The following is a 13,916-nucleotide window of genomic DNA, read 5'->3' as shown; positions in this document are numbered from 1 at the left end:
CTCTTTTTCACATGGATCTGATTGCGATTATGAACAATACGGTCTGATGATCGACTCTTGATTTCTTTCCCCTCTATTCTACTCTGTTGGTGGTGAACTTTCAATGCTTTGTTAAAAGAATTGTCAACGGGTGGGAAGCTCTATGGTGAAAATCGTCCCCTTATCCGGCTCAGAGTCCACACGTATGACACCGTGATATCCTTCCACCATTGCTTTGACGCTTGCCAGACCAAGGCCCGTTCCCTTTCCGATGGGCTTCGTGGTAAAATCCGGTGAAAATATTCGATGGATCTGTTCCTTTGGGATGCCGCACCCCGTATCCTTGACCCGGACGACGATCGAGTCGTTGCGGTGTGCTGTTTGAACGCTCAGTTTTTTTTCCGGTGTGTGTTCCATGGCATCAATTGAATTTTTGATAAGGTTGTCAAAAATCTGTTTGAGCTGGACCTGGTTTCCGGAAATTGCGGGGAGTCCATGATCAAGATCTATTTTTTTTTCGATTTTTTTTTTGAAAAAAGGGTCGATTTCGTACAATTTCAATTCGGTTTTTATCAATTCATTCAGATCGATTGATTCCTTATATAAAGTGCCGTGATCCCTGATATGAACAAGGATGCTGGAAATGATCTGGCCCATATCGCCGGACTTTGTTTTGGCCATGTCGACGAAACGCCGAATACCGGAAAGATCCTGGGGGGAGCTCTCTATAAGCACTTCAATCATCTGCAGGGCACCGAAAATACTGTTGAGGGGATTGTTCAGGTTATGGACGATCTGTGAGGTGTGTTTGCCGATTTCAGCTGCATTTAGCACGGAAAACAACTCCCTTGTCCGGCGCTCAACCTTGTTTTCCAGCTCGATATTGTACTCCTGAAGCTTCCTGAGCAGATGTCGTTTGTCCTGCTTAAGATTGTAAAGATCAAAAGCTTGTCTCAAAAAATTGACCAGTTCGATATCATTCCAGGGTTTGGTGATATATCTTAAAATATTACCGTCATTGATCGCTTTGAGCACTGTTTTCGAAGCCGAGTCAGCAGATATGGCCAGCCGGATAATGTCCGGATAATCTTTTGCAATTGCGGTAAGAAATTCTATTCCGTCTCTGCCCGGCATTTTAATGTCTGAGAGCACCACATGAATGGAGTTCTTTTGAATGATTGAAAGGGCATCGTCAACGTTCAAGGCGAAATGGCAATGATAAGGTTCCCGTTTCAGTATCCGTTTCAGGCTTGACAGAACCTGCTTTTGGTCGTCTAAAATCAGTAGTTCGTTTTTTCTCATCAATTTCCTCTTAACGATAAAGACATTTCCAAAAGAACCAATTCCTGACTATTCTGGGAGAGGGTAATGAAATCGGGCCGGCAACACATTGTCGGACTAAGAACAGGCAGAAGAATCGCCGTCAATCGGAAAATAAATTTTGTCTGGTATCTTGGATGTAAATACAATGCCAGCGCATTAAATACAAGAACTGTAATTTTGAGCTTACCGGGTTGGGGGGGAGGGGACTGGTCCTGATTCAATTATGAAATCAGAGGGATAGTCCCCAAAAAAGGGAATGCCCCGGGGGGAATCGCGTCCGGAAAGGATCAATGATCATTCCCGTCATAGATCCACATGGGTTCGGTTTTGCCGGCCCTTGAGAACCCGTTGGCCCTGTAAAACTCAACGGCCTTGCCGTCCGCCACAAGCATCTGCTGGTGAAAGCCGGCGTACTTCTCCTGCAGGCATTTTATCATGGCAGATCCGATTCCTTTGCCCTGATATTCCGGGTGGACCAGCATATGGGGATAGTAAACCACCAGATATCCGTCGGAGATGGCATTGGCAAGCCCCACCAGTTTCCCTGAAATTCTTGCCGTTACCAATGCATGGGAATTTTTCAGGGCAGGGATCAATTGTTCCGGTTTTCTGGCCGAAGACCAGTGGTTCGCCCGGTAGAGTTCAATGAGTTCGCCGGGTTCAAAATTATCCTCAAGACTGATCTGTAAATCAATGTTCATAAAATATATCATTCCTTCCTGTTTTTTTTGATCTGTATCTCATTTAAGAAGAGAACACAATAAATCCCTTCCTGATATATCTTTTCAGGGCAGGGGAGCGAAGAAAGATCGCCCATGAACCTGGTATGGGATTATCCGGACATGCTGGCGATCACGCGGCCCAGGCGGCGGACGGCCGGTCGGGCATTTTCCGACCAGTTGGCCGCGTTCAGGCGGATAAAGTGGTGATACCGGCGGCCCGTTGAAAAGAGGTGGCCCGGGGTGATGGCAATGCCTTCCCCTAAGGCGGTTTTATACAGGGCAAGGGCGTCCACGGTCTCGGGCAGTTCGATCCATAGCAGGTATCCGCCCATGGGGTCTGTGACCTTTATCCCCGGGGGGAAATACCGGATCACGGCATTTCTGAGTTCATTGACCCTCTGGCGGTAGATCCGGGAGATTTTGCGCAGGTGCTGGCTGAACCCGCCTTCGGCCATGAACGAGGCCACAGCCTGCTGGGGCAGGGTAGCCGTGGCCAGGCTGGCACTGAATTTCAACCATTCAACGGTGGACCGAAACCGTCCCGGGGCAGTCCATCCGATGCGCAGCCCCGGTGACAGGGTTTTGGAAAAAGAACCGCACCAGAGAACGCCTCCGTCGGAATCAAAGGCTTTGGCCGATGGAGGGCGCCGGTCCAGAAAATGAATGTCCCCGAAGATGTCATTCTCAATGAGGGGAATCTTATTTTGGGAGAGCATCCGGACAAGGGCCTGCTTCCGGCGGTCGGGTATGCAGCTGCCCAAGGGGTTGTTGAAATTGGAAATGACAACGCAGGCCCCTACCGGGTGGTTGTCAAGGGCAAAGCTCAATGCCTCCAGGCTGATCCCTTCCCTGGGGTGTGTGGGAATCTCCAGGGCTTTGAGCCCCAGGTTTTCAAGGTATTGAAATACGTCAAAGCAGATGGGGGATTCCACGGCAACGGTATCTCCGGGACGGCAGACTGCCTTTAAGCAGAGATAAACCGCCTCCCCGCATCCGGCCGTGACAATGATTTCTTCTGCATCCAGGCTGAGGCCGGCGTTTACCCCGTGCCGGGCAATCTGCTGCCTCAGGGTTTGGCTTCCGGCCGGGGGCAGATAAAGCCCGGATTTGTCCCCAAGGCGGCGGGCCCCGGAGGCCATGAGCCGGTTGAGGTGACGGGTGGCGCAAAGTGCCGGATCCGGATGGCCGGCTCCCAGCTGCACCAGTTTGGGGTTGATCGTATCCTTGAGGATGATCATGGTGATGAGTTCCCGCATGCCCACACGGATGGGATCGGGCTCCGGATCGGACAGGGCCGGTTCCGGAGGGGCGTTGGGCAGGTGGCTGCTCACATAAAAACCGGACCGGGGCCTGGGGATCAGAAGTCCCTGGGCCTCCAGAAGATAATAGGCCCTCAGAACGGTGCTGATGCTGACCTTCCACTGCCGGCTCAGTTTCCGGACGGACGGGGCAGCCGTACCCGGTCCGAAAACCCCTTCCCGGATCAACCGGGCCAGCCGGTCCGCCACCTGCTGGTATTTGGGTGTTTTGCCCATCTTTTTCCCCCTGAAATTGGATCCGGATTCCGGACCGGTACAATTTTATGGATATTTAACCAGTACAGATTGAGAAATATCATAATTGTATCCATTACAAAAATAAAACTTTGTGGCTGTTATTTTTTTTGTATTCAGTTTATTGTCAGAATCAAACCCTTTTATACCCAATTCGTATATGGAAAAGGAGGACCGGGAAGATGGATCGTAACCGAACCGCTGTATTAATGCTGCTGGCTGCTGCATTTTTCTGGTCCACCTCCGGGGTCATGATCAAATGGGTGGACCTTTCCCCCCTGGCCATTTCCGGATGGCGCAGCCTCATTGCCGGTGTGGCGATCCTGGCCCTGTGCCGCAACTCCATAGTCATATCCTGGGACAGGAACACCCTGGCGGCAGCAGCCTGCATGGGGCTTTTCAGTACCTGTTTCGTAGGGGCCACCAAATTGGGCACGGCTGCCAATGCCATTGTCCTGCAGTATTCCGCATCCGCCTATGTGGCGGTGCTCGCTCCCCGCATGCTTGGGGAGCCGACCCAGCGCCGGGACTGGCTGTTTCTGGCTTTTGTTGTAACGGGCATCGGCCTGTTCTTTTTTGACAAGCTGTCCCTGGGGGGAATATACGGGATCCTGCTGGGGATTCTTGGATCTGTTTTCTGGGCCGGGTTGGTGATTTTCCTGAGAAAGACACGGAATCAGTCCACAGCCTGGCCCCTTGCCCTGGGCAGTTTCATGGCGGCCGGCCTCTGCCTGCCCTTCATGTTCAGCCAGGTGCCCACCCTGGGGGACAGTGCCGGTCTCCTGGGACTGGGGGTTGTCTCCATCGGCCTGGGATATGCAGTATACTCTGTTGCCATCCGGCATGTCACCGCCCTGGAGGCGGTCCTGATCTGTTCCGTGGAACCCCTGATCAATCCCCTGTGGGTCTTCCTGGGCACCGGGGAAGTGCCCGGTCCTGCCGCATTGGCCGGAGGAAGCCTTGTCCTGGCTGCAGTGACGGCCCGGGGGATTTTTTCCGCGGTCGGCGACAGGAAACTTCCCGGATCTTCGGTAAAGCCCCAGCCGGATTTGACCGGGTAGAGCTCCTTTGAAATGATCCGGGCTTGGGCTTTCCGGCTCCTGCAGGGATTGTTTGTACACAGGAAAAGGACTTTTTATCTTGTCTTTTCAATGGTATTCAGCAATGTCTCAAATGAAAAGTCATATCTTTTCAGTTCCGGGTGTAAGATCTTTGAATATCGACTGAAATCAACTTCATCCCAGTTTTGTTCGGTTAACAGCCCATGGAAACGGTCTATGTTCTCCATGGTCAGCAATGTCATCCGGGTTTTGATCCTGCCGCCCAATTCGTCATAAAAATCTTTTCCGTGAAGATAATCATGGAGGAGAACCAGGCTGAAACCGATCTCCGTGAAATGACCGCCCACCGATGCATGGAGAACTCTATTTTTGATCTGGAGAATGGCCTCTTTTTTCCAGTCGATTCCCCCGGTTATTACATCCCGGTGGAGGCGTTCCATAACGGCTTTGCCCTCCAATGCCATGGCGTCCGATACGAACCAGAATGCATCCAATTTCTTATATCGTGTCAGGAGCACTTTTGTCCGCATCTGCACATCCTCCTTCACCTGTGCCTCGGGTTGGGTCCAATCAATATAGATGACCTGACGCAATTTTGCCTTCTCATCTTTTGCGGCCCTTGCCAGCCCTTCTCCTCTGTTCAGGGAAACCGGACTCTCCCGGTGGCCGGACAGCCCGGCGATTTCAATTTTTTTGCCTGGATGTTTCTTCTTTGCCGTTTGTATCAGATAGCTGGCCAGAATATGTCCGGCCGCTTTTTCGTCGGGCGCCATATGTCCGATAAAGTTTTTGTATTTTCCCCGGACACTTCCGATATCCTTTTCTTCCCCATCGGGGATATTGGCGTTCAGCATGAAAACAGGAATGCCTTTGCACCTTGCCATTTCCAGGATCTCATCTCCGATGAATCTGAAAAAGACGCCCAGAACAGCGTCTGGTTTTTCCTTTGCATTCACCGCCCGCTGAAAGGCTTCCAGATAGGTGAATCGATTGTTGTCCCGGTTATAGTAAATTTTAAAATCTATGTTTAAATCGTTTGCACTTGCCCGGGCAAAATCATGGGCTGTCCCCCAGAACCGGGAGTCATCCCTGTTGGGCGAAACAAAACTGATGTTGAGTTTTTTTTGATCTGCATGGGAGGGTGCCGGACCCCAAAGGCATATTATGAAAAGACAGAACCGAAAAATAAACAGCATCATACCCCCATTGATCCAAGCCTTGCTGAAAGGGGAAAAGCGTCCGGACAAGTTCATCCATACACTTTTCCGGCCATAGACTTAGGATAGGGGTCTATCTTTGTCAATCAAAACATGGATAGAATGAAAAGAGATCCATTTTTTTACGATATGAAATAATAAAAAACAGCCGAATCGGGTGAAATCATTTATTCAGGGGGCGGGGATAAATCCCAGGGGAAGACCCCTCTATGGGGACGGCGTTTACTGCCTTTGCATAGAAATCCGGGGTTTTGACTCCGCCGATGACGGCATAGGCATATCCCCTGGATCGCATGGCCTCAAGGCTGGAGACCAGCAGGGCCTTGCCGATCCCTTTCCCTTGATGTTTTTCGGCGACCCCCATGGGGCCGAAAAAATCCCTGCATGTGACCTCATAACAGGAAAAACCCAATAGAGCCCCTTTCTCTTCGGCGATAAAACAGGACACCGGCAGACGGCTGAAGGCTGCTTCGCACTCTCCGGCCCAGCTTCTGCCAAAGGTTTTCAGAATCCAGTCAACCACATCAAATTTTTCATGGGCCATGGCCCTACGGATCCTGATTCCCTTTTCATTCATCTTTTTAACAAGGGGCTCGGCTTTTGGCAGGTCATACAATTTAACCAGCAGGTCAACCATTTTACGGGGCCTTAATTTAATCTATGATTTGGCTCTTTAATATATTAACTCAACTTTCGGGATCCACTATCGCGGCCCCGAATGCAGGCGTAATACATTGAAATTATAATATAAAATATTGAAGAGCCCTTCTGTTTGATATATATTGAATTCGACCAAAAAGACAATAAAATCAAACAGTAAGGACTCAAATGATTCATACCAATAATGATGCCGAAACACAAGCAGACATACAGATTCTGGGTAAGATTGATGAATTTTTCAATCAATTTAACATCGCCACATTTCTACATCGATGTGGCATTAAGAAACGTCACGGACATAGTGTTCGCTCCTTGATTATGGCGATATTTACGCTTCCATTTCTGGAAAAGAATTTTTTCCGAGGTATTGTAACCAATGACAATATATCCTTCGGTAAGGATGCCGCATATGAACTCCTAAAAGGGAGTAGGTCCAACTGGAGGCGATTGCTGCTGACTATCGGTATGAAGCTTTATCATTTTTTAAATCGTTTGACAGATGATGACCGAGAATCTGTCTTGATAGTGGATGACAGCCCATATGACCGTTCTCGATCCAAGTCGGTAGAACTGCTTTCCAGAGTATGGGATCATAGCAATGGCCGTTTGGTTAAAGGCTTCAGGATGCTCACGCTTTGTTGGTCCGATGGTGCCAGTTGCCTGCCGCTGGACTTTTCACTGTTATCCTCATCAGATGCTAAAAAGCGGCTTTGCGAGAATCGAAAATCAATGGATAAAAGATGCTGCGCCTGGCAGCGGCGGCAGGAAGCGGTAGTCAAAGCGCCTGAAAATCTGGAAACCATGGTCAAGCGGATATTGGCAGCTGGTGTCCAAGCCAAATATCTATTGATGGACAGTTGGTTTGCGATGCCCGCAACCGTTACGGCCTTGAGCAAGCATATTGATGTTATCGGCATGGTGAAAAAGACATCAAAAATTCATTATGGATATAGCGGCCGCCCAATGGATTTGAAAGCTATCTATCGGAAGCTGAAAAAAAGCCGTGGCCGGGCAAAAATCCTGGCATTTGCCGTTGTAACGTTAAAAGACGGACCTCCCGCTAAACTCGTGTTTGTTCGGGATAGGCGAAAAAAAGATTGGCTGGCACTGATCTCCACGGACATTAACCTGTCAAACGAAGATATTGTTCGCATTTACGGCAAGCGCTGGGATATCGAAGTGTTTTTCAAAATGGCCAAACAGCATTTGAAATTGGCAAAGGAAATGCAATGCCGGGACTATGATGCCCTGGTGGCCCACACCACTATTGTTTTCATGCGGTATATGTTTTTGGCCTACCAAAATCGAATCGAAACGGATAACAGAACCTTTGGAGAATTGTTTTATGCCTGTTGCCAAGAAGTCTCGGATATTTCATTTGTCGAGGCGCTTTACAGAATAATGACACTTGCCGGTAATCGCTTGAAAACTCTTGGCAGTTATTGTGAAAAAACGGCTTCGGCATTTTTCGATGCAATCATAGAAGCAGCCTTGCAAGGCACCGGTTTGTTAGAAAATCGAAAGTTAGTCAGCAATTTTTAAACCCGAAAGTTGAGTATTAAGTATAGGGATAAATCAACGGAGAGTATGATGAAAACTATAGTCTGTCCCTGCGGAAACCCGGAAAACCATGAAGACTGCTGCGGCCGGTTTCTGTCCGGAACATCAATCCCCCAAACCCCGGAAGATCTGATGCGGTCCCGGTATTCTGCCTTTTGCAGGGGGGATATCGAATATTTGATCTCCACCCTCTATCCTTCCAAACGGAGTCCCGATGACCGGGAAACCCTGGCCCGGACCATCCGGGAGACCCAATGGCTGGGACTGAAGATCATTACAACCGGAATCGAAGAGGCAGACGAAAACATGGGGGTTGTGGAATTTGCCGCCTTTTACAAAAGCACGGAAACCGGGCAGCTCCATGAACGTTCAAGGTTTATCCGGGAATCCGGACTATGGTACTATCTGGACGGACAGACCCTTGATCCCGTGAAAATCGGCCGCAATGAACCCTGCTGGTGCAAGTCCGGCAAAAAGTTTAAAAAGTGCCATGGCCGGTCCTAGGAAAAAGGACGAAACTGCAGATGGGCTTCCAGGAAATAATTATTAAAACAAGGATCCAGGGGAATGAATAAAATGGCAGAACCCTGTGCCGGGTTCCCAGGGAGGGATTCAAACCGGTTCAGGGATTCTGCCGGGATGAAAAAAGTGAGTCTTGATCTATGACGGATGAAATGGTTAAACAGGGCAAAATATCTGAGAATGGCTGGTTTTTAAAGTTTCTGGAACAGCAGGTGCCTGCGTGGAAAAATCGGGAGGATTCAGAGCATGAGCAGGCCGCAATCCGGATTCTTGTGGGATTGCTGGCCGCTTCTTATCTTTTCATGGCCCTGCTGGCTTCCCGGAAACCTCTGGCCGAGGCGGTTCCGACAACCATTACCATATTTCTTTTTTTTGTGGCGGCCGCAGCCCTTCTTGTCTGGCTGGTTATTGATCCCGGCAAAAACATAAAGCGCCGTATCATTGGATGCTGTGTAGATACGGGTGCCACTTCCGTTGCCTTATATCTGAATGGAAACCTGGCTGCGCCCCTGTTCGTGATCTATCTCTGGGTGACCTTTGGCAATGGATTCCGCTTTGGAAGATCTTATCTTTTTTTTTCAATGATCCTGAGCATTACCGGGTTCTGCCTGGCCATGTATCTATCCGAGAGCTGGCAGACCAATTCATACATCAGTCTGGGACTTCTGACTGGGATGATTATGCTGCCCGCCTATGTGGCGTCATTGCTCAAGCGGCTCACCAAGGCTTTACACCAGGCGCAAATCGCCACCCGGGCCAAGTCTAATTTTCTGGCCACCATGAGCCATGAAATCCGGACCCCCCTTAACGGGATCATGGGAATCCTTGATCTTCTCAGGAAGACCCGGCTGGATAAACAACAGAAACATTACATGGACCTTGCCGACAAAAGTTCGGAATGGATGCTCCAGATTATTTCCGACGGTCTGGATTTTACGAAAATTGAAGCTGACGAACTCATTGTTGATTTTTCACCCACCGATTTAAAGCACACCCTTAAGGGTCTGTCCGACGTCTACTCGGAAATCGCATCTTCCAGGCCCATCTCTTTTGTCTGCCGGATGGATGAAAACATCCCGGCAGCAGTGGAATGTGATCATTTCCGGCTGATCCAGGTGTTGAACAATCTTTTGAGCAATGCGTTCAAGTTTACCCGGCAGGGGGAGATATGCCTTTCGGTTTTCTGCGGAAAGCAAACCCCGGGCAGCACTGTTCCCATCTGTTTCTCCGTGAGTGATACGGGCAAAGGTGTGGCCCGGGAAGATCTTGAAAGAATTTTTGAGCCCTTTCACCAGACAGGATCGTCAAGCTTACAGAATCAGGGGGGAACCGGCCTTGGCCTGGCCATAGCAAGCAGGATCGTCAGACTCATGGGCGGTTCCCTTGAAGTGGAGAGCACCCCGGACAAGGGAACCCGGTTTTATTTTTATCTGAACCTCAAACCGGTCGATCCGGTTCAAAGTATTCCCATCGCCGGGAAGGATACCTGCATTACCTGGAAGCGCCCGCCAAGGATCCTTCTGGTTGAGGATAATGAAATCAACCGGGAGGTCGCAGAGAATCTCCTCGGCCATTTCGGCTGTGAGGTATTTGCCTGTAATAACGGGGCGTCAGCCGTGACCCTTGCCGGAGAGGACCCCTTTGATTTGATATTGATGGACTGCCAGATGCCCGGGATGGATGGATATGAGGCCACTCGAAGAATCCGTGGCATGACCGGTCCCAATGCACAGATTCCCATTATCGCCCTGACCGCACACATTACCGTTGAAGACCGCAATAGATGTTTTACCGCCGGAATGGATGACTACATGGGCAAACCGTTCAGGGGAACAGATCTGGAATTGATGCTGAGCCGCCGCTTGCCCGGTCTTGTTGCCGGATACGAAAAACAAATCCCCAACATCGATGTCAACCGCGGGACCGGAGCTTTGGAAGAAATACCGGTCAGGGAAAACAAAGGGGAAATTCTGCATGACCTTCGAAATCGTCTGGGCGGCATATCCGGCAATGCAGAACTGGCCCTGATTCATCAACACAATCCAAAAGAAATGCAGGTTTTTCTGCAGAACATCCTTGAAGAGGTTGAACTGGCCACGCAGATTTCCCATTCCCTGGCAGAAACCCGGACGGGAACATAAAAGTTTTGTTTGTCTTTATCCATGCCTGTGACAAGGATCCCATGCCGGAGATTTCATTTTCCTATTTTTCCCGTGAGACCTCCATGGCAAGCTCAACATCCACATTTTCACCCACCACTCCCATTTTCAGGAATTTACCGTTCCCCACATTGTAATCCAGTCTGGCCAGGCTGAAACCGGATTCAAAGCCGGCAACCAGTTTTTTCTTATCAAACGGATGCGGCTTTGGCGGGAAAAAAAGGACTGGGATCTGAATGGACCGGGTGACCCCCCTGATGGTCATGTCGCCGTGAAGCTCATAGATATTTTCGCTTTTACGGATGATTTTGGATGAGGCAAAGGTCATCACTGGGTATGAATCAGCATCAAAGAAATCCTTTGAACGAAGATGATTGTCCCGTTTTCCATTGCCGGTATTCACGCTGTCGACCTTGACGGTAAAATCAAACCTGGATTTATCGAGCTTCTCGGGATTGAAAAATATCTCCCCCTGGAAATCGGGAAACTGACCGGAAATGGTGGTGTGGATATGCCGGATCTTAAACCTTACTTCGGAATGATCCGGATCCAATTTCCATTCGTTTGCATACGCCGCGGACGTCAGAAAAAATATGAGTGTCATTATTCGGAAAATATGTACAGTTTTCATGAATTGTCTCCTTGAATTGTTGTAAAGGAATCCGTCCGGAGTCTTTTGGCCGGGCGGTAAACTCAAAGTAAGACAGGCTTTTGGAATGTAAACCCGGTGTGCATGGCGGGGAGGGATCAGCGGAGAAATTTTTTGAGTATCAACAGGCCGAAAATTCCAGCCATGGCACATAGAGAATAAAAGGGAACTCCGGCTGCAAAGGTTTCGCTTACATTGTGCACATGGACAAAGACAAGAAAAAAAAGAAGAACAGCCCCGATCCTGTGAATCCGCTTCCATGCCGGATAGGAAATTCCCATTTTTCCCCGCCAGACCGAGATCAGAACAAAAGAGACCAAAAAGACCAGGAGAAACAGCCCGAGGATTTCAGGCCAGTATCTGTATTCCAAAGGGAAAAAGACAAAATGATCCGCTCCCAGGATCAGGATCGGATGGGCAATGGCTGCGGCCAGGAGAATCAGTCCGTTTATCCTGTGGTACCGGTACAGGTTCTTGGTTTTGAACAGAGGGGTAAGCCATTGAAGATTGGCTATGAAAAAGAGTTGGGTAACCATCAGGATCACAACAGCGATGCCCGCGATCTTCCCGGTCCTGAGCAGAAATTTATCCAGACCGGTTTTATACAAAATGGAGGGGGATTCAAAAAGATAAGGAATCGAGCCGCCGGCCGTCAGAATCAAGGCCAGTAAAAGGATGAAAACCGATTTTATCAGAATGTTTTGTTTCATATTCTTCGGGGTAACCTGGGTATGATCCGTCCAAAGGGCATATAGCCGGGCCAATGGGGTTTTACCATAGTATAATATCCAGAATTTAACCATGTTCCCGGTTTTTTCAATTTTTTTCTTCAGGTTGAAAACAGAAAAATTCTTTGCTTTAAGGCCATGGGCCCGGGAGGATGAAAGGGAAAAGAAAGAGCCTGTTTCCTTTAAGGCCCGGGTGGACGTGATCCTGGCCTCGGGTGCGTCCGGATAACCCCCCGGGGGGATGCAGCCGGACTCTTGCCTTGCCCATTGACGGGGCTTTTCCCGTGGATAATGGGGTTCGGGCCTAAAGAAGCATCCAGACAGATACACAGATCAGCATGCTGCCGAAAATATATCCTTGTAATCTGACGGATTTTTTCGAGGCAAAGATGCGGGTCAGCCCGGCCCCTCCGGCAGCCCAGGTCATGGTGGCACCGGTGGTCAAAGAGGCCAATCCTACTGAAAGCATCGTGATCTGGGAAACTTGTTCAAGACCTGCATCCAAAAACTGGGAGAACATGACCATGGTGACGGTGACGACCTTCATGTTCAATAGCTGTAGGATGATTCCGTCTACAAAATTGGGGACGGTATCTGATATCTCTCTGGCTTTCAGTTTTGACGACCGGAAGAATTTAGATGCCAAATAGAGTAAATAAGCGGAACCGGCATATTGTAAATATCGGAATAAACCGGGATAGTTTTCCAAAAATGTGCCGGCGCCAAAACCGATCAGCAATGCGTGCGCCAGGACAATGAGATTGATTCCGGATATGAAGGGCAAAGATTTAAGGAATCCAAAGCGGGCTCCCAGGGAAGCCATTGTTACATTTGCCGGGCCGGCCGAAAATATTAAAGGGCACATCATTCCAAACCATAGAAAAAATTTATTCTCAAGCATGTTTGATCTCCTGTATCCAGAATTTGCTGGGCAATAAAATAGTGTATATGCACCTATTTTGATAAAAAAATTATTCCGGCCGTAACAAAGAAATAATCCGGGTCAACTCATCGAGGAGTTCCAGGGACTGCGCCTCTCCCACCTCACGGAATATAAAGTTCTGGGCTTGTCCCCATAATGGAGATGCCTCCTTAATTTTGTCGACTCCTTTTGCCGTCAGTGCGATGTGTTTCATCCTTTTATCCGGACCTTGCTGGAAGCGGATAAGATTTTTACCTTCGAGAACTTTTAAATTCCGGGTGCATGCGGTGCGCTCGAGGATCACCTCGTCTGCAAGCTTTGTGATTGTCACAGGTCCGATCCGCTGGACAGCCAGAAGCAGGGTATACTGAGTCACTTTAATTCCAATGGGCTGAAGATGGGTATCATAAATTTTTGTGACCAACCGGCCGGCTCTTCGTAAATTGCCGCAGATACAAGGGCTTTTGGCGGCTATGTTTTTTTTTTGCTGTTCTTCGATTAAAGGATTCATTGTTTTTATTTCTATCCTTCCTATAGTCATGATTATGAACAAACCATATACGTGTATATACACATTTTTTCTGCATTGTCAATTTTTTATTGATCGTTTTAAAGAGAGGTTCTCGTGAAAATGAGGGATAATTGTCAATGAAAATAGAAAAGGTTTTCGGTGGCAACACCGAAAACCTTTCTTTTATGGCTGGGTGATAAGGATTCGAACCTTAATTGACGGAGTCAGAGTCCGTAGTCCTGCCATTGGACGATCACCCATCAAAATTGATGTCCGGGGTTTATACACCAAATGGCAGGAAGAGTCAAGAAATATCTCTGTATCTGCCGGGGCATGAAAAAAGAAGCAAG

General features: G+C 48.8%; 13 protein-coding genes and 1 tRNA gene. 4 read left to right on the top strand and 10 right to left on the bottom strand.

Annotated elements, in window-relative coordinates; genetic code table 11:
- Window positions 1-123 precede the first annotated feature (123 nt).
- The 3 genes from F608_RS0103505 to F608_RS0103485 all read right to left on the bottom strand — a co-directional run bounded on the left by F608_RS0103505 (window position 124) and on the right by F608_RS0103485 (window position 3,559).
- Window positions 124-1,281 carry a hybrid sensor histidine kinase/response regulator gene (locus tag F608_RS0103505; protein ID WP_022664228.1) on the bottom strand — a complete coding sequence of 386 codons (1,158 nt, stop codon included), beginning with the start codon at window positions 1,279-1,281 and terminating at the stop codon, window positions 124-126.
- A 308-nt stretch (window positions 1,282-1,589) separates the two neighbouring features.
- On the bottom strand, window positions 1,590-2,003 hold the full coding sequence (locus F608_RS0103495) for a GNAT family N-acetyltransferase (protein WP_033398209.1): 414 nt from the start codon (window positions 2,001-2,003) through the stop codon (window positions 1,590-1,592).
- A 131-nt stretch (window positions 2,004-2,134) separates the two neighbouring features.
- The gene (locus F608_RS0103485) at window positions 2,135-3,559 is read right to left on the bottom strand and encodes an aminotransferase-like domain-containing protein (protein WP_022664224.1); all 1,425 of its coding nucleotides are present in this window, start codon (window positions 3,557-3,559) and stop codon (window positions 2,135-2,137) included.
- 200 nt (window positions 3,560-3,759) lie between these two features.
- Between F608_RS0103485 and F608_RS30540 the strand changes: the two genes are divergently transcribed.
- A complete protein-coding gene (locus F608_RS30540; RefSeq protein WP_084680963.1) occupies window positions 3,760-4,638 on the top strand; it encodes a DMT family transporter in 879 nt (292 codons plus the stop codon).
- A gap of 74 nt (window positions 4,639-4,712) precedes the next feature.
- Here the strand turns inward: F608_RS30540 and F608_RS0103465 are convergent, their stop codons facing one another.
- Together F608_RS0103465 and F608_RS0103460 are read right to left on the bottom strand one after the other, a co-directional pair.
- A complete protein-coding gene (locus F608_RS0103465; protein ID WP_022664220.1) occupies window positions 4,713-5,834 on the bottom strand; it encodes an ABC transporter substrate-binding protein in 1,122 nt (373 codons plus the stop codon).
- Between the two features lie 184 nt (window positions 5,835-6,018).
- Window positions 6,019-6,492 (bottom strand): GNAT family N-acetyltransferase, encoded by a 474-nt coding sequence (locus F608_RS0103460; protein ID WP_022664219.1) that lies wholly within the window; start codon window positions 6,490-6,492, stop codon window positions 6,019-6,021.
- A gap of 194 nt (window positions 6,493-6,686) precedes the next feature.
- Here F608_RS0103460 and F608_RS0103455 point away from each other — a divergent pair, with 194 nt between their 5' ends.
- From F608_RS0103455 to F608_RS34340, 3 genes are all read left to right on the top strand, one after another.
- Complete coding sequence (locus F608_RS0103455; protein ID WP_084681086.1) at window positions 6,687-8,057, top strand: IS4 family transposase; 1,371 nt, start codon at window positions 6,687-6,689, stop codon at window positions 8,055-8,057.
- A gap of 45 nt (window positions 8,058-8,102) precedes the next feature.
- A complete protein-coding gene (locus F608_RS0103450) occupies window positions 8,103-8,579 on the top strand; it encodes a YchJ family protein (protein ID WP_208599512.1) in 477 nt (158 codons plus the stop codon).
- A 158-nt stretch (window positions 8,580-8,737) separates the two neighbouring features.
- Complete coding sequence (locus tag F608_RS34340; protein WP_022664215.1) at window positions 8,738-10,738, top strand: ATP-binding protein; 2,001 nt, start codon at window positions 8,738-8,740, stop codon at window positions 10,736-10,738.
- 61 nt (window positions 10,739-10,799) lie between these two features.
- On the opposite strand, the gene F608_RS0103435 is transcribed toward F608_RS34340, so the two are convergent.
- From F608_RS0103435 to F608_RS0103415, 5 genes are all read right to left on the bottom strand, one after another.
- A complete protein-coding gene (locus tag F608_RS0103435; protein WP_027362431.1) occupies window positions 10,800-11,387 on the bottom strand; it encodes a YceI family protein in 588 nt (195 codons plus the stop codon).
- Between the two features lie 116 nt (window positions 11,388-11,503).
- A complete protein-coding gene (locus F608_RS0103430) occupies window positions 11,504-12,115 on the bottom strand; it encodes a ferric reductase-like transmembrane domain-containing protein (RefSeq protein WP_161626811.1) in 612 nt (203 codons plus the stop codon).
- A gap of 322 nt (window positions 12,116-12,437) precedes the next feature.
- A complete protein-coding gene (locus tag F608_RS0103425; RefSeq protein ID WP_279615079.1) occupies window positions 12,438-12,998 on the bottom strand; it encodes a LysE family translocator in 561 nt (186 codons plus the stop codon).
- A 106-nt stretch (window positions 12,999-13,104) separates the two neighbouring features.
- Window positions 13,105-13,629 (bottom strand): MarR family winged helix-turn-helix transcriptional regulator, encoded by a 525-nt coding sequence (locus F608_RS0103420; RefSeq protein ID WP_084680962.1) that lies wholly within the window; start codon window positions 13,627-13,629, stop codon window positions 13,105-13,107.
- 123 nt (window positions 13,630-13,752) lie between these two features.
- Window positions 13,753-13,826: transfer RNA gene (locus F608_RS0103415), tRNA-Gln, on the bottom strand.
- Window positions 13,827-13,916 lie beyond the last annotated feature (90 nt).

Source organism: Desulfospira joergensenii DSM 10085, assembly GCF_000420085.1.
Taxonomy (GTDB): domain Bacteria; phylum Desulfobacterota; class Desulfobacteria; order Desulfobacterales; family Desulfobacteraceae; genus Desulfospira; species Desulfospira joergensenii.
The sequence above is the reverse complement of the archived record's forward strand: the minus strand, read 5'-3'. Positions and strand labels throughout refer to the sequence as shown.